The organism is Prevotella bivia DSM 20514, from assembly GCF_000262545.1.
GTDB classification, from domain to species: Bacteria; Bacteroidota; Bacteroidia; order Bacteroidales; family Bacteroidaceae; genus Prevotella; species Prevotella bivia.
In genome coordinates this window covers 318,925-338,771 of sequence record NZ_JH660659.1, presented here as the reverse complement: position 1 = coordinate 338,771, position 19,847 = coordinate 318,925, and the positions used below count along the sequence as shown (strand labels likewise).

The 19,847-nt window shown below is 37.6% G+C and carries 19 protein-coding genes and 1 pseudogene; 12 read left to right on the top strand and 8 right to left on the bottom strand.

The features are described from left to right. The first annotated feature begins 112 nt into the window (after positions 1-112). The 5 genes from PREBIDRAFT_RS02115 to PREBIDRAFT_RS02100 all read left to right on the top strand — a co-directional run bounded on the left by PREBIDRAFT_RS02115 (position 113) and on the right by PREBIDRAFT_RS02100 (position 3,953). Positions 113-742: a DUF4476 domain-containing protein gene (locus PREBIDRAFT_RS02115; protein ID WP_004336420.1), complete on the top strand. Its 630-nt coding sequence runs from the start codon at positions 113-115 to the stop codon at positions 740-742. Positions 743-864: 122 nt separating this feature from the next. Further along, on the top strand, positions 865-1,029 hold the full coding sequence (gene rd / locus PREBIDRAFT_RS10905; protein WP_004336421.1) for a rubredoxin: 165 nt from the start codon (positions 865-867) through the stop codon (positions 1,027-1,029). Between the two features lie 201 nt (positions 1,030-1,230). Further along, the gene (locus PREBIDRAFT_RS02110; RefSeq protein WP_004336422.1) at positions 1,231-2,073 is read left to right on the top strand and encodes a hypothetical protein; all 843 of its coding nucleotides are present in this window, start codon (positions 1,231-1,233) and stop codon (positions 2,071-2,073) included. A gap of 133 nt (positions 2,074-2,206) precedes the next feature. Then, a complete protein-coding gene (locus tag PREBIDRAFT_RS02105; RefSeq protein WP_004336423.1) occupies positions 2,207-3,178 on the top strand; it encodes a bile acid:sodium symporter family protein in 972 nt (323 codons plus the stop codon). A gap of 10 nt (positions 3,179-3,188) precedes the next feature. Continuing rightward, the gene (locus tag PREBIDRAFT_RS02100; protein WP_004336424.1) at positions 3,189-3,953 is read left to right on the top strand and encodes an SGNH/GDSL hydrolase family protein; all 765 of its coding nucleotides are present in this window, start codon (positions 3,189-3,191) and stop codon (positions 3,951-3,953) included. Positions 3,954-4,242: 289 nt separating this feature from the next. Here the strand turns inward: PREBIDRAFT_RS02100 and PREBIDRAFT_RS02095 are convergent, their stop codons facing one another. Beyond that, positions 4,243-6,225, bottom strand: a complete 1,983-nt coding sequence (locus PREBIDRAFT_RS02095; protein ID WP_004336425.1) for an OPT family oligopeptide transporter — start codon at positions 6,223-6,225, stop codon at positions 4,243-4,245. A 332-nt stretch (positions 6,226-6,557) separates the two neighbouring features. Here PREBIDRAFT_RS02095 and tsaA point away from each other — a divergent pair, with 332 nt between their 5' ends. Further along, the gene (tsaA, locus tag PREBIDRAFT_RS02085; RefSeq protein ID WP_004337042.1) at positions 6,558-7,241 is read left to right on the top strand and encodes a tRNA (N6-threonylcarbamoyladenosine(37)-N6)-methyltransferase TrmO; all 684 of its coding nucleotides are present in this window, start codon (positions 6,558-6,560) and stop codon (positions 7,239-7,241) included. Between the two features lie 3 nt (positions 7,242-7,244). Here tsaA and PREBIDRAFT_RS02080 read toward each other — a convergent pair whose 3' ends face one another. Both PREBIDRAFT_RS02080 and PREBIDRAFT_RS02075 read right to left on the bottom strand, forming a co-directional pair. Then, the gene (locus tag PREBIDRAFT_RS02080) at positions 7,245-7,568 is read right to left on the bottom strand and encodes a hypothetical protein (RefSeq protein WP_004337041.1); all 324 of its coding nucleotides are present in this window, start codon (positions 7,566-7,568) and stop codon (positions 7,245-7,247) included. Positions 7,569-7,573: 5 nt separating this feature from the next. Then, positions 7,574-8,092 (bottom strand): zinc-ribbon domain-containing protein, encoded by a 519-nt coding sequence (locus PREBIDRAFT_RS02075; RefSeq protein ID WP_004337040.1) that lies wholly within the window; start codon positions 8,090-8,092, stop codon positions 7,574-7,576. A 175-nt stretch (positions 8,093-8,267) separates the two neighbouring features. Here PREBIDRAFT_RS02075 and PREBIDRAFT_RS02070 point away from each other — a divergent pair, with 175 nt between their 5' ends. The 4 genes from PREBIDRAFT_RS02070 (at position 8,268) to PREBIDRAFT_RS02055 (ending at position 11,584) form a co-directional block, all read left to right on the top strand. After that, positions 8,268-8,867, top strand: a complete 600-nt coding sequence (locus tag PREBIDRAFT_RS02070; RefSeq protein WP_004339073.1) for a DUF3256 family protein — start codon at positions 8,268-8,270, stop codon at positions 8,865-8,867. A gap of 84 nt (positions 8,868-8,951) precedes the next feature. Continuing rightward, complete coding sequence (locus PREBIDRAFT_RS02065; protein WP_004337037.1) at positions 8,952-10,214, top strand: MFS transporter; 1,263 nt, start codon at positions 8,952-8,954, stop codon at positions 10,212-10,214. Next, entirely contained in the window at positions 10,214-10,768 is a 555-nt protein-coding gene (locus PREBIDRAFT_RS02060; RefSeq protein WP_004339072.1) for a UvrB/UvrC motif-containing protein, read from the top strand. Before PREBIDRAFT_RS02065 ends, PREBIDRAFT_RS02060 begins: the two co-directional genes overlap by 1 nt. A 27-nt stretch (positions 10,769-10,795) precedes the next feature. Beyond that, on the top strand, positions 10,796-11,584 hold the full coding sequence (locus PREBIDRAFT_RS02055; RefSeq protein ID WP_004337033.1) for an RsmE family RNA methyltransferase: 789 nt from the start codon (positions 10,796-10,798) through the stop codon (positions 11,582-11,584). Between the two features lie 141 nt (positions 11,585-11,725). On the opposite strand, the pseudogene PREBIDRAFT_RS11660 reads toward PREBIDRAFT_RS02055, so the two are convergent. Further along, positions 11,726-12,019, bottom strand: a pseudogene (locus tag PREBIDRAFT_RS11660) (IS4 family transposase); the annotation flags it as partial. A gap of 273 nt (positions 12,020-12,292) precedes the next feature. Here PREBIDRAFT_RS11660 and PREBIDRAFT_RS02050 point away from each other — a divergent pair. Then, positions 12,293-15,553 carry a TonB-dependent receptor gene (locus PREBIDRAFT_RS02050; RefSeq protein ID WP_004337031.1) on the top strand — a complete coding sequence of 1,087 codons (3,261 nt, stop codon included), beginning with the start codon at positions 12,293-12,295 and terminating at the stop codon, positions 15,551-15,553. 28 nt (positions 15,554-15,581) lie between these two features. After that, positions 15,582-15,914 carry a cupin domain-containing protein gene (locus PREBIDRAFT_RS02045; protein WP_004337030.1) on the top strand — a complete coding sequence of 111 codons (333 nt, stop codon included), beginning with the start codon at positions 15,582-15,584 and terminating at the stop codon, positions 15,912-15,914. 61 nt (positions 15,915-15,975) lie between these two features. Here PREBIDRAFT_RS02045 and PREBIDRAFT_RS02040 read toward each other — a convergent pair whose 3' ends face one another. From PREBIDRAFT_RS02040 to thiC, 4 genes are all read right to left on the bottom strand, one after another. Next, positions 15,976-16,707, bottom strand: coding sequence for an SDR family NAD(P)-dependent oxidoreductase (locus PREBIDRAFT_RS02040; RefSeq protein WP_004339071.1), 732 nt, complete (start codon positions 16,705-16,707; stop codon positions 15,976-15,978). Positions 16,708-16,800: 93 nt separating this feature from the next. Further along, entirely contained in the window at positions 16,801-17,385 is a 585-nt protein-coding gene (locus tag PREBIDRAFT_RS02035; RefSeq protein ID WP_004337027.1) for a thiamine phosphate synthase, read from the bottom strand. A 94-nt stretch (positions 17,386-17,479) separates the two neighbouring features. Then, on the bottom strand, positions 17,480-18,253 hold the full coding sequence (locus PREBIDRAFT_RS02030; RefSeq protein ID WP_004337025.1) for a sulfide-dependent adenosine diphosphate thiazole synthase: 774 nt from the start codon (positions 18,251-18,253) through the stop codon (positions 17,480-17,482). A 21-nt stretch (positions 18,254-18,274) separates the two neighbouring features. After that, entirely contained in the window at positions 18,275-19,846 is a 1,572-nt protein-coding gene (gene thiC / locus PREBIDRAFT_RS02025) for a phosphomethylpyrimidine synthase ThiC (protein ID WP_004337024.1), read from the bottom strand. Position 19,847 lies beyond the last annotated feature (1 nt).

The window sequence follows — 19,847 nt, the reverse complement described above, 5'->3', positions numbered from 1 at the left end:
CAAATTATAGAGAGTTTACTAACACTTTTAAAATTTTATGCTAATGAAAAAATATTTTTTTATAGTGCTATTATCATTCTTTAGTATATGTGTCTTTGCTCAAAAGCCTAAAATGAAGAATGTAGACAAGTTAGAAGTAGGTATGGATATGAGCGAAGTGAAGGCTTTAATAGGAAATCCTTCAGAGCGAAGTGCTGACCATGAAGTGGAAGTTTGGATCTATTATTATATGCGATCACTTATATATCGTGTAACAACCATTACTTTTAATCAAAGAAAAGTTGTAGCTTTTGAAACGACAACTAATGATGATATGTATAAAGATGCTAATCTCAGCACTCGCACTAACTCACAGCCTATTCCTCCACCAATATCCCAATCAGGTACAATCATCTTTCCACCGATGCAAGATCCATATTTCGGATATTTACCACCAATGTCTGATGCAGCCTTCCAACAACTAAAACAGTATTATAATAGCGAAACATGGGATGAAGGAAAAATAAAGATATTAAAGGTAGCTGCTTTGGGAGGTCTCTTTACTTGTAAGCAGTGTGCCTACTTTATGAGTTCTAAAACATGGGATGAGGAGAAACTTGCTGTTGCACGTATACTATTACCACGCGTAATAGATTTGCAGAATGCCTCTTCGTTACATACCTTGCTAAACTTTCAAGACTCACATACCAAGTTGGATAATATTATTAAAGATGTGTCTTTACAAAGAGGAATGATGAGATAGGGCGGAAAAGATTTTTTTGTAAAAAATCTATAATTTATCGTGCTTTCTCTTGTAAGAACTACATTTTAGATATATCTTTGCGGTACGAAAAGATAAGTATAATTTTTAAAATAATAAACATTATGAAGAAGTATGAATGCGAGCCATGTGGCTATATTTATGATCCAGAAGTAGGCGACCCAGAAGGTGGTATCGCTCCAGGTACAGCTTTTGAAGATATTCCAGAAGATTGGGTTTGCCCTATTTGTGGTGTAGGTAAGGACGAATTTATTGTTGTAGAAGAATAATTTCTGACTATATAAAACTATTGAAGGCTATTCACGTTGTCGTGGGTAGCTTTTTTTGTTTCTCAATATTGTATATTTTCCCGCAATAGTTTAGGGAATTTCCTATCTAGGTATAGAGAAAACTCTCTTGCGATATGCTCATCTTAGGTATAACTTTGCAACATAAACAAAAAATAAAGAAATTTTTAAAAGCTTACGAATATGAAACGATTTACTAAACTATTTTTAGCGCTTGCGCTATTAAGTACTCCCGTTACATTTACGAGTTGCGACAGTAGCTATTATGAAGAGTATGGCGTTAGTCTTGTGGATAATGCAATAAACGATTTTATAGCTAGTCGTTTAAGCCGCGACTATCGTACTGCATACAATTGGTTTTGGTATCATTATCCAGAAGCTACTAATTATGAGTTCGATCAATTTATGAGTGCCATTTTGGTAGGTTTCCCAAATGATGCTTATTGGGATGATTATAACTCAAATAACTATAGGTGGAATAACTATTATAACAATGAAATCAATGCACAAAATAATGATTTACTAGCTGAAGCTCAAGCTTTGACAGGAGAGTGGATAGGTAGAATTCAATACGAATATACAGATGAGCAAACAAATTTGCGAAAAGTAGATCAATTTACTGCCAATATGAAGTTCTTCCAATACAACTCGGCGGTAAACTCTGTAAGTGGTAATGGCGTTGAGATTGATATGAATGATAAGGGAGAAACAAATACGTTAGAGTTTGCATGGTATGTTAATACAGATGGTAGCATCTACATCAAATATAAGCGAACAGGTACGATATTCATTCTTGATGCTAGCAAACAAAAATTCCACTTAGGTACAGAAGTAGGTAAGTCGGTAGATACTTTCTTTGGCGATGCTTATAGTTCTAATACAACCGACTATATGAAGATAGATCTAGAACGAGCTAGCTCACGTGCTTCTGTTGGTAAGAAGACTACTAGAAGTTTTGGTGGTGCAACAAAGAACACCTTTTCAGATACTTCTGTAGGTGTAACAAATCAGCTTCATATCAGATAAGTAGAATTCTTTTCAAAATATAATATAAAGTAGTTATAATCCTATTTGCAGAGATGCAAGTAGGATTTTTAATGTATATACAACTGTTTTTAGCTGTTTATTTGTACTTTTGCACAACTGTAACAATAAAAGAATGAATAAGTTTCTAGCTTTTTTAAAGGCGTGGACCTTGCCTATAGCTATTACAATTGGTATTATAGTTTATTTGCTTTTTGCTAATATTCCTATGCTTGGACATATTGGTTCAAGCCTTGAACCAATGGTAAAGCTATCAATGCCTGTGCTCATGTTCTTGGTATTATATATCACCTTTTGCAAGGTTGATTACCGCAAGTTGCGCATTATGCGTTGGCATATCTATATTATTTTCATGCAAATGGCTTTTATGGTTTTGCTTTTAGGGGCTATTTATATTTTCCATGCTAAGGGAACTTTCTTTGTCTTGCTCGAGGCCACTTTTATTTGTGCTATATGTCCATGTGCTACGGCTGCTGCTGTGGTTACTAATAAGCTTGGAGGAAGTTTAGAGGAAATGACCACTTTTACCTTTTTATCCAACTTCCTAAGTGCTATTTTTATCCCAACCACATTCCCTTTACTAGAGCCTAGTGCACACATCTACTTTTGGGCATCGTTTATCTCTATTTGTTATAAGGTAAGCTTAGTGCTTGTTGTTCCTATGCTTTTAGGTTATATTACTAAGCATACCTCCTTACTTCAGCCTCTTTATCGGTGGATTCTCTTACAAAAAAATATCGGCTTCTACCTTTGGTGTACGGTGTTGATGGTTGTTTCAGGTGTAACGATGCGCAATATTCTGCATGCAAATACTACAGGTATGGTGCTTTTGCTTATTGCCCTCTTTTCACTCTTTATTTGTATATTACAGTTTGGTTTAGGTAGGTTTGTAGGAAAACATTTCTATCATACTGTTGAGGCTGGACAAGCCACAGGACAGAAAAATACTACCTTTGCTATATGGATAGCAAGTACTTATCTTAACCCTCTATCCTCTGTAGGTCCCGGTTGCTATGTTTTATGGCAAAACATCATTAATAGCTTACAGCTTTGGCAATATGATCGGGTGAATAAGCGTAAAAACTAACAATGATGTGATGAATAAGCGATTTCTTTTTAATACCTTTTTATTATTTGCTGCAATGGCAAGTTATGCGCAATCGAACTATCGAGTGCTAAATACGCAGACACAAACCTACGAGCAGATAGATCGCAAAATAGCTGTAAATCCTTTTTCACCATCGTCTGGTAATTATGTTCCTACTGAGAAGAAGGTAGTAGGCTCTAGCAAGCAAATAGTCCTTTTAATTGGCGACTCAATGGTAGGTAAGCTAGCACCACGTTTCAACGATTACGCCATTAAGAATAATTTTGAGTTCCATTCAGAAGTATGGATAGGGAGTACTATTCGTGATTGGGCTTTGGCTACTGATCTGCAATACCAAATAGACCGATTTCGCCCTACCTATGTCATTATTAGTTTAGGTATCAATGATCTTGGTTATCATGATTATACACGCCGTGAAGAGGCTGTAAAAACAATTCTTCAAACCATTGGCGATATTCCTTATACATGGATAGGGCCGTTGCATTATAGCCGTTTTCCTAACCGTACTATTGTGGATATTATCAAAGGGCAAACGGGCAAAGGATGTTTCTTCGATAGTTCGTCTATCCAAGCCAAGCGAGTGGATGGGCTTCATCCTACACAGATCGCAGCCAACTTTTGGGTGGATAAGGTTGTTGATTGGATGGCAGAACCCTCATTAGCTTCTCATCCTTTATCGCTTGAAGATCCTGATTTTACTTCTGCATATATTCCAGATGAGCATCACGGTATGGGGTATCATGGGAGGCGATAATAAGAGGCTACCTTTTAAGTGGTAAGAGGTGTGGTTTAAACTTATGAAAACGTATTTTTCTAGTGATAAAAGATAGTTTTTTGTGAGTAAAAATAATTTATTTTTCAATCAAAAATAAATTAAAAACAGATTAAAAATAAATTATTTTTATTAGTAAAGCATCATCTTTTATTATATGAAAGCTTACCGATTACTCTTTAAAAGGTGGTATTTTACTAAATAAAAGAACCTATATAAAAAAGAGATGCCTATTAGGCATCTCTTTTTTAATATATTGTATTACAGAGTTTTATGCTTTTTTCTTATCTGTTTTTGTAGCGATAACGAAATAGCTAAGAAGGGTTACATAAGCAACAATAGAGCAAAGCTCTGATAAATGGTTAGTCCACCAGTTTTCATAATCGAACTCTATTCCTCCAAATTTGAGTAGGGCAGATACTACTCCCATTAATGCACCTCCTGCAATAAAGCCTGACGCAATGAGCGTACCCTTTTCACCACGTGCAGTATTTACAGCTTCATTCTTAGTACGAGAGGTAACAAACCAATGAAGCGTTCCACCAATAAGTAGTGGTACATTTAATTCTAATGGGATAAACATACCCAAAGCGAAAGCGAGGGCTGGTATCTTACAGCGATCTAATACGAAAGCGATCACTGCTCCGATGCCATAAAGTATCCATGGCGCACCTTGACCACTCATTAAAGGCTTAATAACTGCCGCCATAGCATTGGCTTGTGGTGCAGCAAGTTTGCCAGAGTTAAAGCCGTAAGTTTTGTCCAAAACCATCATTACGCCTGCCACTGTAGCTGCCGAAATAATAGTGCCGAGAAACTTCCATGTTTCTTGCTTCTTTGGAGTAGTACCTAGCCAATAACCAATTTTGAGATCGGTAATAAACGATCCCGCCATAGACAATGCTGTACAAACGACACCACCCATTAAAAGAGCTGCCAACATACCAGCATTACCCTTTAATCCTACGGCTACCATTACCACAGAGGCAAGGATTAGTGTCATTAGTGTCATGCCTGAAACTGGGTTCGATCCTACAATAGCAATGGCGTTAGCAGCTACAGTAGTAAATAAGAAAGCAATAACAGTAACAAGGAGGATAGCTACAACTGCATGTAGTAAGTTGAAGTTCATCACACCAAAGTAGAAGAAAACGAAAGTGATAAGTAGGGTACCAATACTACCAAACGCAATGATTTTAAAAGAAATATCGCGTTGTGTACGAATGATTTCTGCATCGCCAGCACCCTTACCTTTCATTTCACGAGCAGCCAATCCTACTGCGCTCTTAATGATACCCCACGACTTGATGATACCTATAATACCACTCATAGCAATACCGCCAATACCAATAGAACGTGCATAGCTCTTGAATATCATTTCTGGAGCCATTTGTCCGATGGTTTGTGTAATGCTAGGATCCCACTGATTAAGCACAGTATCGTGGAAAAGAAGGTTCATACCTGGTACTACAAGCCACCAAATGGTGAGCGAGCCACAAAAAATAATGAAAGCATACTTCAAGCCAATGATATAGCCTAAGCCAACCACTGCAGCACCTGTATTTACCTTGAATACAAGTTTAGCCTTGTCAGCTATGGTTTCGCCAAAACCAACGATACGGCTTGTTATGGTCTCATTCCACCAGCCAAAAGTGGCTACACAGAAGTCGTACAAGCCACCCACTAAGCCAGCTATCAATAAAGGCTTAGCCTGACTACCGCCTTTCTCTCCACTCACGAGTACCTGTGTTGTAGCAGTAGCTTCTGGGAAAGGGTATTTACCATGCTGATCTTTTACAAAATATTTGCGAAAAGGAATGAGGAATAAGATGCCTAGCACTCCACCCAACGCAGCAGCTATGAATATTTTAAAGAAGTCGGCTTCAAGGTTTAACATATAAATGGCAGGCATCACGAAGATACCACCAGCCACAACAGCACCCGAACAAGCACCGATACTCTGAATAATTACGTTTTCTCCTAGTGCATTCTTTCGTTTAGTAGCTGATGATACCCCAATAGCGATAATGGCAATAGGGATTGCTGCTTCAAAGACTTGCCCTACTTTTAAGCCTAGGTAAGCTGCTGCTGCCGAAAAGAGTACTGCCATAAGGATACCCCAAGTTACTGACCATAGGCTTACTTCAGGGTAAACCCTATCTTTCTTCATAATCGGCTCATATTCTTCGCCGTCTTTGAGTTCTCGGAAAGCATTCTCTGGCAACTCAATGTTTGTTTTTTCTTGATTTTCCATTGAATAGGAGTTAAGTTTTAATTGTATCTGATAGTTTCGATTGATGCAAGTGTAATGATTTTATCTTTTGCAAAGATAGTGCAAATGAGTGGAATGAAAGTTTACTTTCAAATTGCCGAGTGCAGCCTATCTTCTGCAAAGATAGTGCCAGCGAGCGCAATACAAGCTTGCTTGAATATTGTCGAGTGCAGCCTATCTTCTGCAAAGATAGTGCCAGCGAGCGCAATACAAGCTTGCTTGAATATTGCCGAGTGCAGCCTATCTTCTGCAAAGATAAGTAAAAAAGCTAGGAACTACCAAGTATTGAATGTAAAAATACTATCTTTGCAAATATGAAAGAAATTGAACCTATAGCTGTTTTTCATTCCCCATTAACATCAAAGTTTGGCATTCCACGTCAAAGTGGCATTGCTGAAAATCTTGTTGGTACTATAGAATTATTACCACCTTATAATAGAGAAGAAGCTATTAGAGGAATAGAAAAGTTTGATTATTTGTGGCTTATTTGGGGTTTTTCTGCAAATAAAGATCAGAGCAAAAATAACACAGAAGGTATTAAGCTCACGGTTCGACCACCGCGTCTTGGAGGGAATGAGCGCCTAGGAGTGTTTGCTACGCGTTCGCCTTTCCGTCCAAATGGGCTTGGCTTGTCTTCGGTAAAAATTGTGAAGATAGATAATAATAAAATAGACGTGGCGGGGGCAGATTTGATGGATGGCACTCCTATCTATGATATAAAGCCCTATATTTCTTATGTTGATAGCCATTCAAAGGCGTTAGGAGGATTTACAGATGAGCATGAGTGGAAAGTATTAACAGTAAAGATAGGAGAAAAGTGGGGTGCTTACTTTGATAAAAATAAGTTAGCAGCTTTAAAAGAACTCTTAGCACAAGATCCTCGCCCACAATATCATAATGACGAAAATCGTGTTTACGGTATGCCTTATGATGGAAAAGATGTAAGATTTAAAGTTGTGGGCGATGTCCTTACCGTGTGTAATATCGAAAAGTTGTAAGTATTATTTTTGTCTAAGATACTTTATCCATGCGTAAGGTTTGCGTTGCTTTAAATAATTAGAATTAGCCATTTCAGCGTAGGCTTCACGCTCAAAAGAAATATTTTTATAGGCTCGTCCTTTCATCGGAATACGGATAAGCCACTCTATAACATACCAAAGGTAGAAGAAGAAAAAGCCCATTTCTTTCATTTGGTAGGTATGTATGCGTTCATGATTAATGAGGTCGGCTGAAAGATAAACACCATGATGCACAAATAATAGTCCAAAGAAGTTCATAGCATCATACTTCTTTAGAGGTAAAATATTTGTACGAATAATTATCATTAATTTTATTCAGCTATTGGCTCAATATTAGGTTTAGGAGTGGTTTCTTTATGTGTAGGCGCTTCTTTTGTTTGCGTTTCGGTTGGAGGAGTGTTAAGATCTACACTTCCATCAGGCGATGTTGATATACCATCTTCTTGTACCTTAACATGAAGATGGCGAGGTTGTTTTCTAATACTGTTAAAAACCTTTTGTGCTGCAGCTTCTTCCTCTTTGGCTTCGGTAGTGTCTTGTGCAGTAGTATCCTTTTGCTCTGTAGTGAAATTAGCAGGATGATTGTCTGCTAAATTCGAGTCAGGCTCAATAGCTGTTTGTGTATATTCAGGGTCATTTTTATGATTATTATAGTACAAAGCACCAAAAACAAGTAAGAAAATAGTACCTATAACGATGAAAACCACCAAGCCTTTGCTTAGTTGTGGATCGTCGTCATTATAGTTATCCGAATGGGGTATTGGGGTTCCACAGTTAGGACAATACTGCTCGTCGTCATTAATTTCTGTATTACATTCTGGGCATCTCATATTTGTCTCCTTGTTAGTTTTGTATTGGCAAAAGTAAAGTAAAATATAGAAAAGACAAAGTAAATACTAGTTTTTTTGTATCTTTGTGCAGAATTCTTATAGTGGTTTGAAAGCTTTACGAGCATGAAAGGCATTTAAAAGGATTGTTTAAAAACGAAAGAATTATACATCATTAATGAAGACGTTATTTATAGCATTTATGCTTACAATGGGTTGTAGCTTTGTGTCAGCTCAGTCAATGCGCGATATATGGATTAATATGCCAGATAAGTTGCTACCTTATCTTAATAAGAGTTTACGCACAGAACTCGCCGATTATGTAGCGATAAAAGCTAATCCAAGTATTCAAAACCTATTGGGTGATACTACTAGTATAGAGAAACTTACAGACGACTATCTAAAGGTAAACTTAAATGAATGTACAACGCTTCAGGTAAAGAAACTTGATAATAATACTATTGCTGTGGTTAAGTCGTGGAATAACGCTTCATCTGATAGCGATTTGAAATTATATTCAATAGACTGGAGTACACGAAAAGAAAACAATGCCGACGTGGCTTTAGAAATAGAGAAACCTGATACTATGTTGGCAAGCACTTATAGCGACTTAAAATGGTTAATATCGCCTTACTTTATTATTCTTACCTTATCAGAAAAAGAAAATAGTATGAAGGTGGATTATGCTTTTCCTCTTCTTGGTAGAAAAGACGATGAGCGTGTTAGACCAATTGTAAAAACAAAATTTTTACGTTGGGTGGATAATAAATTTCAATGATAAACCTATTAAAATAAACAATAGTTTGGGTAATTGTAAATAATTATTTACTTTTGTCAACCTATATAAAACAACATAATAATCATGAATCTGAAAATACGTTTAGCGCTAATGAACTTTTTAGAGTTCGCTGTGTGGGGAGCTTATCTAACATCTATGGGTAGGTATCTTGGTAATTTAGGTATAGCTTCAGAAATTGGTTGGTTTTATTCTATGCAGGGTGTTGTTTCTATTTTTATGCCTGCAATTATGGGTATTATTGCCGATAGATGGATACCAGCACAACGCTTATTGGGTTTTTGCCATCTGTTAGCAGGTTTGTTTATGTTTGGAACAGCAGCCTATGGTTTGAGTGTAGGTAGTCATGCCCAATTTTTAATTATCTTTAGTTTATACTCTTTATCGGTGGCTTTCTATATGCCAACCTTGGCATTGACCAACTCGGTAGCTTATTCTGCTCTCAGCAATGCAGGGATGGACACGGTAAAGGCTTTTCCTCCTATCCGAGTTTTTGGTACAATAGGTTTTATTCTGACTATGTGGTTGGTGGATATTCTTGGTTTCCAAAGCAATCAAAACCAATTTGTAACCTCAGGAGTTTTTAGTATCATTCTTTTCTTCTATACTTTTACATTACCTCCATGTAAGACTAATAAGGGTGGTGCTCAGAAGAGCTTTGTTGATGCTTTTGGACTACGCGCTTTCACCTTATTTAAACAAAAGGAGATGGCTATTTTCTTTATATTCTCTATGTTATTGGGTGTTAGTTTGCAGATCACGAATAGCTTTGCTAATCCTTTCTTATTTAGCTTTGGTGCAGAACCACAATATGCTCATGCCTTTGGTGTACAGCATGCTAATATATTGATTAGTCTATCTCAAATTAGCGAAACTTGTTGTATCTTGTTGATACCTTTATTTATGAAGCGTTATGGCATTAAGAATGTAATGCTTATTGCTATGTTTGCTTGGGTTTTGCGTTTTGGCTTATTTGGCTTAGGCAATCCAGGTATTCCCGGTGTATTCCTCTTTGTTCTCTCTATGCTCGTTTACGGTGTAGCTTTCGACTTCTTTAATATTTCGGGCTCGTTATTTGTAGATAATAGCACAGAACCATCTATGCGTTCATCGGCTCAAGGATTATTTATGCTAATGACCAATGGAGTAGGTGCAACAATCGGAACTCTTTCTGCTCAGGCTATTATCAATGCTTACACACACACACAAGTAATAGGAGATAACGTTCTTACTGTAGGCGATTGGGCTGTATGTTGGTTTATATTCGCTGGCTATGCCCTTGTCGTTGGTATATCATTTGCAATTATCTTCCGTCCAAAGAAAGTTTAATGGAAAAAGTAAAGCTTCTATATTCAGGTATAACTCAACTAGTCGATTCTAGTGACCTTTACTTAATAGTATTGGAAAATATGGAAAAGACAAGGCAAATTGCCATTGTTTGCAATGAAGATATTGAACGTGAGCTGGCTAAGCGATTGGTAGAGCATGCTGATACTAGTACATGCTTACCTGAAGTGATGTGTCTTATTCATCCGATGATGAATAGTTTGCATTATGAGATATTAATAAGTGGAATAACAGATGGAAATTATAAAGCCTTTCTCATTAATAAAGACGATTTAAGCTATACTCCAATACGTGTTACTGATGCTATTCTTATAGCTTTAGTAGCTCGATTAGAAATATATATTGATGAGCAACTTTTTAGACATCAGAGTTGTGCCATAAATATTAATACTGAACGTGTAGCTTTACCCATCAATGCTTTAAATACGGATATGCTGAAGAGTGCGCTTGATAAGGCTATTGCTTCTGAAGATTATGAATCGGCGTCTTATATACGAGATGAGCTAAACAGACGCAATAATAGAGATAAAGCATAACCTTATTTTTCCAATTAAGATAAATAAATGAAAGAAGCTAGATATTTCTACGTACCTAATGCTAAAGCCCAAACAGAGTTGCCTACAGAAGAGGCATTACATGCTGTTAGAGTATTGCGAATGAAAGAAGGAGATGAGCTATTTCTTATGGATGGGGTAGGATGTTTCTATCGTGCAGAGGTGGTACTGACTTCAGCTAAACGTTGCGCTTATGCTATTAAAGAAACTCTTCCCCAAACAAAGACATGGGAAGGGCGTATTCATCTTGCTATAGCTCCAACAAAAGATATGGGGCGTATAGAGTGGATGGTAGAGAAAGCTACGGAGCTGGGGATTGATGAGATAACTTTCTTAGACTGTAGGTTTTCAGAACGCAAGCAAATACGTATTGATCGTATAGAGAAAATTGTTATTTCGGCTATGAAGCAGAGCCGTAAAGGATGGAAGCCTATAGTGAACGAGATGGTTTCTTTTAAAGAATTTATTCAGACAATGGAGACTAATGCTTCTCAACAAGAGTATTCTTTGGCAAGTTTCATCTGCCATTGCTATAATGAGATTGATAAAAATGATTTCTTCTCGGTTATCACAGAACAAGAAAATTTAAAAGATGATGTTTTGATACTTGTAGGACCAGAAGGCGATTTCTCTATAGATGAAGTCCAACTTGCACTAGCGGCTGGTTTTCAAAGCGTAACACTTGGAGAGAGCCGTTTACGAACAGAGACTGCTGGACTTAACGCAATAGCAATGACACAGTTAGCTCACAGAAAGCGCGATAATATTTTCAATAACACACATACACGAATGGTATAGGGTAATCCTATACCTCTTTTTGTTTTATAATGTTTATAAACCCTAATAATTTAATATTACTGTCCGCTGAACATAGAAATCCTCATTCCAACTCATTGAGACACAATAGTTCGGATGACAGCATATTAGTGACAAGCCCCCTTATTCATTTTCTGTTACCTCCGGTGGCGATTCCGCCGCTGCTTCAAGTATGAGTTTCATATCGGCATCCGGTATGTTGAAGAAATTATTCATGTTAAGGTATTCCATAAGTACAATGCGCACCATAGTAGCCAGCCCTGAGAAACTCCACCGCCTCTGCAATGAGCTTTGCAGCAGTGACAGTAATAAATTGGCAATGAGTGTGCCCCAAATCTGTATCTTGATGGCGTTGGCACTCTCCCCGTAGAAGTATCTAAGCGGGAAGTTCTGTTTTATCTGCTTGAAAAGAGACTCTCGAGAGATTTTATTAGCTGACCATATACCGGCTGTCCGAAAAAATGTGTACTTTTGCCCATGTTATCTGAGTTTGGGAACAAAAGTAAAGATAACAAAAAGGGCTGATACCTCGTGAGAAGTGTCAGCCCTAAATTTGTATTTTAACCAAAAGTTTAGCGGACTGTAATAATAATTTAATAGGAAGAACGACGGGAAATTAAAACTAATTCATTACATTTGCAAAAAATATTTAAATCATTTTCAAACAACTTCTTATTAATTTTTCAAACTATGCAGAAACGATTATTCTTTCTGATTACAATGTTCTTTGTAATGACAAGTACAGCCTTTGCACAGATTACAACATCAGGAATTAGTGGTAAGGTAACTTCTCAAGGGGAGGACGTGATTGGTGCCACCGTAACAGCTACGCATCAACCATCTGGAACTATTTACAGAGCAGTTACAAACATTGATGGTAGATACACTATCGATGGAATGCGTGTAGGTGGTCCCTATAAAGTGGAGATTGCCTATATCGGACAAAAAACTAAAACCTTTCAAAACGTACATCTACAGCTAGGAGAAACAGAAGATTTGTCTTGCAAGCTAGAAGATGACTCTAAGCAACTTCAAGAAGTAGTCGTAACAGGTAATGCTGGTATCAATGGTACGAAGACGGGGGCTGCGCAAGCCATTTCGTCTAAACAAATTGCTGAAATGCCAAGTATTACTCATAGTATTGCTGATGTAGCTCGTCTTAATCCACAGTTGACAACCTCCTCAAATGGTGCTATGTCGTTTGCAGGTACTAGCAATCGTTACAATTCTTTTATGATAGACGGTGCAATGAATAATGATGTGTTTGGTCTAGCGGCAAATGGATCAAATGGTGGTCAGGCTGGTGGGCAACCAGTTTCTATGGAAACAATTGAACAAATTCAAGTAAATATTGCTCCTTTCGATGTTCGTCAGAGTGGTTTTACGGGTGGTGCTATTAATGCCATTACTAAGAGTGGTACTAATCAGTTTCATGGTAGTGTGTATGGTTTTGGTAATAATCAAAACCTTATTGGTCATTCTTACCCTTACTCTGATGGTACAGGTTATGCTCCTAAGTACACCAAACAAGATGAATACCAAGCAGGCTTCACATTAGGTGGTCCAATCATTAAGAATAAACTTTTCTTCTTTGTAAATTATGAGCATGCTAATAAAACTTATCCTAACCTCAACGGATATGGTCAAGAAGGTTCTCGTGTAAATGTAGAAGAAGCTGATGGTATTCTTGCTAAGATTAAAGAAATGGCAGCAAAACAAGGTATAGAATACACTGGCGGCTTTGGAAATCCTGATATCTATACAAAGAGCGATAAGATTGGGGCAAAGATTGACTGGAATATTAATGAGGCAAATAAGTTCTCTTTCCGTTGGAGCAATGTTACTGCTAATCAGCTTAACAATACAAGTTCGGCTTCTACGGTAAATGATAATATTTACACTTATCCATTTAAGAGTGTAACTAACTCATTTACTGCCGAGCTACAAAGCCGTATATCTCCATCTATAAGTAATGAGGCACGTGCTACCTACGTTCGTGTTCGCGATAAACGTAATGTTACTTCTTACTTCCCAGGTATCTCTGTTCAGGTAACTGGTGGAACTGTAAATATTGGTAATGAGCGTAGCTCTGCTGCTAACTCTTTGGATCAAGATATCTATACTTTCGAGGATAACTTGACATGGTATAAAGGCAGTCATACGTTTACCTTTGGTACACATAATGAATACTATAAATTTGCTAACTTGTACATTCAAGATTTTACGGGTACTTACCAATTTAAAGATCTAACAGCCTTTAATAAATATTATACCGATTATAATGCAGGTACCATAGATCCTACTTATCAGTATTTCAATAGCTATATGTATGGTCAGGCAAATATAGATGTAACGGGTGATCCTCGTTGGAAAACACCTTTTGCTGCAGGTCAGTTAGGTTTCTATGCACAAGACAAGTGGAATGTTACTCCTTCTTTCCAGCTCACTTATGGTTTGCGTGTAGATATTCCATTATTCTTTGATACTCCTACTGCAAATATTCCATTCAATGAATATGCTGCAGCTCAAAAGTGGGGCGTTCGTACCGATCATAAGCTTTCAAGCACGCCATTGTGGAGTCCTCGTGTAGGCTTCCGTTGGGATATAAACAAGGATCGTCGTTTTATTCTTCGTGGTGGTGTAGGTGTGTTTACTGGTCGTATTCCATACGTTTGGGTAAGCAACAATTTTGCTAACACAGGTATTCAGTTGACAACTTATAATGTTAATAGACCTAAGGGTATTAACCTTATTTTAAATCCTAATGATCAATCAGGCAACTTCTCTACTTTAAAGTCTTCAGGCAACCAAACAGTTAATGTTTTTGATGATAATTTTAAATTAGCTCAAACATTAAAATTCAATTTGGGTCTTGATGCAAAATTGCTTGGAATTGATTGGACAGCAGAAGCCATCTACTCTAAGACCTTGAATGATATTTATTACAAGGATTTGGCTTATGAGTTAACAGGACAGACTTTTGGAAATGTATATGGTTATGAATGGGATAATCGCCCTATGCTAACCAAAACTACAAGAAAGACAGCATTTAATCATGTTTATGGACTTTATAATACTAATAAAGGCTATACCCTAAGTCTTTCTCTTAAAGCTGAAAAGCATTTCAACTTTGGTCTTGATCTTATGGCTAGCTATACTTATACACGCTCTAAGAGTGTTAATAGTGGAACTTCATCAGTTGCAGCTAGTAACTTTGGTTATAATACCACTTATCGCAATCCTAATGATCCTGAGCTTTCATTCAGTGCATACAACGTACCTCATCGTATTCAGGCAAGTGCTTATTACCATGTTCAGTATGGTGCTAAACAAGCATGGCAAACCACTGTAGGCTTGATTTATCAAGGTCGTAGTGGCTCACCTTATTCAATTGAGATGTATGGTGATATGAATGAAGACGGACACAGAGGCAACGATGCATTCTTTATCCCAACAGATGCTCAAATCGACAAGATGAAGTTTGCTTCAGGCGTTAAGGTTAACAATAGTAAGGATACTTATGCATTTGTTACTAAGGTTTTAGGTCCTGGTTTTAATGGAACACTAACAGAAGATCAGCAGCGTGCATTAATGAAGCAATATCTAGCAGATGATTCTTATATGAAGCACCATCGTGGTGAATTTTTTGAGCGTTTTGCAGATAATTTGGCTTTCGAGCATCACTTTGATGTTCACCTCGCACAAAAGTACAGCTTCAAGGTAGGTTCTAACATTAATTCCCTAGAGTTGAGTATGGATATTATTAACGTTGGTAACCTCTTGAATAAAGATTGGGGGCATACCTATGGTGATGGTTTCAATCGTTACTTTAGCCCATTCAACTATGAGGGAAAAGGTGTATTCAAGTTTGATGGTACACACGTTGCTCGTAACTACGTTGATTACAACAGCCGTTGGAGAGGTCAGCTAGGTTTGAGATATACATTCTAGTTTAATTAAAAATTGAAGATAGAGAATTTTGAAAATTGATTTTGAAAAGATCCCCGAGGAGCATATAGAAGGCTTTAAGGGAGGAAAAGGAAAGCTAGATACTCGCAACTATATTGATGATAAAGCCCGTATTATGTATTCCACTTTACGTCCAGGCGCATGTAGTGGTAAGCATGAACACAAGGGGTCATTCGAAGCAATGTTTGTTGTTAGCGGTGAATTGACAGTACATTATGATGATGTTATCGAAATCATTAAGATGGGGCAGGTACATTATTGTCCAAATGGGCATAGCCATTGGTTTGAAAACTGTACCGATCATGATGTTATCTATTATGCTATTGTTCCTACTTTAGGATAAGGTTAATACTACAAAAAGTAAAGAGGTGTTTCTCCATAATGGAAGAACACCTCTTTTTGTTTTATGTTCTAATCTTCATTCGCTCCCAAATAAAACTTGGAGTGAGTTTCCAAAAGAAGCAGAGTAGGCGATAACGCCAATCTATTGTAACACGTCGCCGATGCTGAAAGATCCCTTGAACTATTTTCTTTGCCACATATTTCTTTTGCATCAACATAGGATAGTGATCATTTCCTAAGAAGTCAGTGGCTACAAAGCCCGGTCTGAAATCAGTAAAAGTGATGGCTAACTTCCTCATTCGTGCTTGTTGTGCGAGTGCTTCAAGATAAGTCCACTGAAGCCTTTTAGTAGCCGAATAAGCGGGAGCAGCACCTAATCCCTTTGTGCCAGCAATGCTTGTGATAGCAGTGATATGTCCTTCCTCTCCAGTATTAGCAAAATAATTATACACCGTATCTATCATCGTTGTAAAGCCTACACCATTTGTCAATAGTGTTTGCTTTTCTATAGCTGTATCAAGGTTTATGTTCTGTTTGCCATATCCAGAGGAGTGTACATAAAGATCTATACCTCCCATTTCATCAATCAACTCCAGAAGTAATATGGGAGCATCGTCTTTACAAACATTAATTGCCTTAAAATGAATAAGATCTGGTGCTTTTTGCTGAAACTTAATAAGTTCTTCCTTTCTTCGTCCAGTAATACCAATCTCCCAACCTTTGTTTAAGAGCAATTTTGCCACTTCTCTCCCTATACCCGATGTGGCTCCCATTATAATTGCTTTTCTCTTCATAGTGCTTGTTAGTTTTGATTGCAAAAATAAGCAATAACTGAGGTTTAACAGAGAAAAAGCTTAGAAAAATGAAAGGCGGTGTATAATTTTATTTTAATGCGTTACGAGTTTTATAACGTGTTTTTCAAAGTCTGTCGTACCTACTTTTTCCCATATATCTCCTAAAATGGCAGCACCACCAAAACCATAATTATACAGCTTGTGGATATTTTTTAAGGTTACACCACCTAATGCATAAACATTAGTTTCAATGATTTGCTGCTTATGGGCTAAGGTTAGGCTTTCATGTGTAAAGGCTGATAAATATCCTTGCTTAGAAATGCTATTGAATATGGGACTAAGGAATAAGTAATTATGTGTTTCTTTGTTCTCTATAACTTCTTGAAAGCTATGGCATGACTTCGAGATAATACCTTTAAAGCCTTTTGGAATAGTTGGATTTCGGTGGTTTAAATGTATTCCACCAATTTCAAATTCTCTTGTTAATGCGAAGTTATCATGTAGTGATAATTTAGCGTGAAAGCATGCAGGGATATCTTTTATTAGTTGTCTACAGCTCTCGATACACATATTAGGTTTTCTTATATGTACTCTGGCAACACCTAAAGACAATAATTGCTGTATAATAGCGGCTTCGTTACTAATAAATGTAGGTTGAGTTATAACGATAATCTCCATATACCTTCTATATAATAATGTATAGAAAAGAGTACTAAACCAAAACGTATATAGCTTTTGGCTATCACTCATGGTTTAGCACTCAAAATTACTTTTATGCTTGAATACGCTTAATAATCATTTCGGCAACCTTCTTACCTGACATCAGCATACCTCCAAAGATAGGTCCCATACGTGGTGTTCCTCCAACAGCAGACGAAGCCATACCACAAACATAAAGTCCGGGATAAATTTCCTTTGTGCCTTCCACCACTTGCTGTTCGCCTTCAGCTACATCAAGCGAGCGTTCGCCTATCACATCCCCCGTTGAAGTATTTAGCTTAATGCCGTTTTTGCGTGCCACAACCTTACACATTTCGCTATCATGTCCTGTGCCATCAATCACAAATTTCGCCATAATATTCAGTGGATCAACATGTAAACCCTCGCGAAGCACTGGTGTCCAATTTACAACCACACCACTAACAATGTTATTTTTAAACACCACATCTTCTACTGAATAGCAATTAAAGATCGTTGCACCTGCATGTACAGCCTTGTAAAGCAATGCAGAAGTGCTTTCTATTGAGTCAGCAGTAAACAAGTCATCATTGTATTGCTCATAGTTAATATCAAAGTCTTTAATAATTGCTAGTGCTTCTTTTTGGATAACAAGTTGGTTGAACATCATAGCACCTCCCCACATACCACCACCAGGTGATAGTTTACGATCGAACAATGCCACTTTTAATCCTGCTTTAGCCATGTAATAAGCAGCTACTATGCCTGAAGGACCGCCACCAACGATGGCAACATCCAAGTCTAGGCACTTCTCCATTTTCTCAAAATAGGTACTAATGATACCTTTTGAAACTTCTTTTTCTATCATAATTATATAATTTGGTTTATGTTATTTATCGCAATCTTCTAATGTTTGACTAATGCGCATTGCACAAAAGTTAGGTCCGCACATCGTGCAATATTTCCCGCCTACTTTATTAGATGCCTCCCAATACTCACGTGCTTTCTCTGGATCGAGTGAAAGATTAAACTGGTCTTTCCAGCGAAACTCATATCGCGCCTTGCTTAGTGCGTTATCTCTTACTGATGCTCCGGGATGTCCCTTTGCTAAGTCGGCTGCATGAGCAGCAATTTTGTAAGTAATAACACCTACTCGCACATCTTCTTTATTAGGAAGCGAAAGGTGTTCCTTTGGCGTAACATAGCAAATCATGGCAGTGCCATACCAACTTATCATAGAAGCTCCAATGGCACTAGTTATATGGTCGTAAGCTGGAGCTATGTCGGTTACTAGCGGGCCTAAAGTATAGAAAGGTGCGCCATGGCACTTCTCTATCTGACGATCCATATTCTCACGTATCTTGTGCATAGGTACATGACCAGGACCTTCTATAAATGCCTGCACATTTTTAGCCCAAGCACGCTCCACGAGTTCTCCCATCGTATCAAGCTCGGCAAATTGTGCCGCATCGTTAGCATCGTAGGTAGAACCGGGGCGTAAACCATCGCCTAGCGAGATTGCTACATCGTATTTGGCACAGATGTCGCAAATATCATCGAAGTGGCTATAAAGGAAACTTTCCTCATTGTGTACTTGACACCATTTAGAAATAATACTACCACCTCTACTTACCATACCCGTAAGGCGATTTTTAGCAAGATGGACATTCTTTAGGCGGATACCACAATGAATGGTAAAGTAGTCAACACCTTGTTCACACTGTTCTATTAGTGTGTCTCGGAAAATTTCCCATGTTAGATCTTCTGCCTTTCCGTTTACCTTTTCAAAGGCTTGATACATAGGTACTGTGCCAACAGGAACAGGACAGTTGCGCAAAATCCATTCTCTCGTTTCGTGGATATTGTCGCCAGTGGATAGATCCATCAGGGTGTCGCCTCCCCATTTACAACTCCATACAGCCTTTTCTACTTCCTCATCAATACTAGAGTTTTCATGCGAATTGCCAATATTTGTATTGATCTTTACTAAGAAGTTAGTGCCAATAATCATTGGCTCACTTTCAGGGTGATTGATATTGGAAGGAATTACAGCCCTACCTGCTGCTACTTCTTTGCAGACAAACTCTGGGGTAATATGACTTTCTATGCCAAGTGCTTTACAATTCATATTCTCTCGGATAGCCACATACTCCATTTCTTCCGTAATAATGCCTTGTTTAGCATAATACATTAGTGTTCCCTTACGGTTAGCAATCCATGCTTTGCGCAATTTAGGAAGACCTTTTTGTAAATCAATTTCTATGTTTGGATCACTGTAAGGTCCACTTGTGTCGTAGACAATTATAGGATCATTATTCCTAATCACTTTCTTACCATCCACCATTTCCACTGTAGGCGTGAGATTGATCTGTCGCATTCCTACTTTTAGTTTGGGAAAGCGTTCACCTCTCATATAAATCTTTTCAGATGAAGGATACTCTATTTTAATATCGTTTCTCATA

Bases quoted from the DNA above. Each gene is read 5' to 3' on its own strand.
- PREBIDRAFT_RS02035 (WP_004337027.1), bottom strand. From the start codon at position 17,385: ATGGAGATTATCGTTATAACTCAACCTACATTTATTAGTAACGAAGCC.
- PREBIDRAFT_RS02055 (WP_004337033.1), top strand. From the start codon at position 10,796: ATGAAAGAAGCTAGATATTTCTACGTACCTAATGCTAAAGCCCAAACA.
- PREBIDRAFT_RS02070 (WP_004339073.1), top strand. From the start codon at position 8,268: ATGAAGACGTTATTTATAGCATTTATGCTTACAATGGGTTGTAGCTTT.
- PREBIDRAFT_RS02030 (WP_004337025.1), bottom strand. From the start codon at position 18,253: ATGATAGAAAAAGAAGTTTCAAAAGGTATCATTAGTACCTATTTTGAG.
- PREBIDRAFT_RS02105 (WP_004336423.1), top strand. From the start codon at position 2,207: ATGAATAAGTTTCTAGCTTTTTTAAAGGCGTGGACCTTGCCTATAGCT.
- PREBIDRAFT_RS02050 (WP_004337031.1), top strand. From the start codon at position 12,293: ATGCAGAAACGATTATTCTTTCTGATTACAATGTTCTTTGTAATGACA.
- PREBIDRAFT_RS02110 (WP_004336422.1), top strand. From the start codon at position 1,231: ATGAAACGATTTACTAAACTATTTTTAGCGCTTGCGCTATTAAGTACT.
- thiC (WP_004337024.1), bottom strand. From the start codon at position 19,846: ATGAGAAACGATATTAAAATAGAGTATCCTTCATCTGAAAAGATTTAT.
- PREBIDRAFT_RS02080 (WP_004337041.1), bottom strand. From the start codon at position 7,568: ATGATAATTATTCGTACAAATATTTTACCTCTAAAGAAGTATGATGCT.
- PREBIDRAFT_RS02040 (WP_004339071.1), bottom strand. From the start codon at position 16,707: ATGAAGAGAAAAGCAATTATAATGGGAGCCACATCGGGTATAGGGAGA.
- PREBIDRAFT_RS02095 (WP_004336425.1), bottom strand. From the start codon at position 6,225: ATGGAAAATCAAGAAAAAACAAACATTGAGTTGCCAGAGAATGCTTTC.
- PREBIDRAFT_RS02075 (WP_004337040.1), bottom strand. From the start codon at position 8,092: ATGAGATGCCCAGAATGTAATACAGAAATTAATGACGACGAGCAGTAT.
- rd (WP_004336421.1), top strand. From the start codon at position 865: ATGAAGAAGTATGAATGCGAGCCATGTGGCTATATTTATGATCCAGAA.
- PREBIDRAFT_RS02115 (WP_004336420.1), top strand. From the start codon at position 113: ATGAAGAATGTAGACAAGTTAGAAGTAGGTATGGATATGAGCGAAGTG.
- PREBIDRAFT_RS02065 (WP_004337037.1), top strand. From the start codon at position 8,952: ATGAATCTGAAAATACGTTTAGCGCTAATGAACTTTTTAGAGTTCGCT.
- PREBIDRAFT_RS02100 (WP_004336424.1), top strand. From the start codon at position 3,189: ATGAATAAGCGATTTCTTTTTAATACCTTTTTATTATTTGCTGCAATG.
- tsaA (WP_004337042.1), top strand. From the start codon at position 6,558: ATGAAAGAAATTGAACCTATAGCTGTTTTTCATTCCCCATTAACATCA.
- PREBIDRAFT_RS02060 (WP_004339072.1), top strand. From the start codon at position 10,214: ATGGAAAAAGTAAAGCTTCTATATTCAGGTATAACTCAACTAGTCGAT.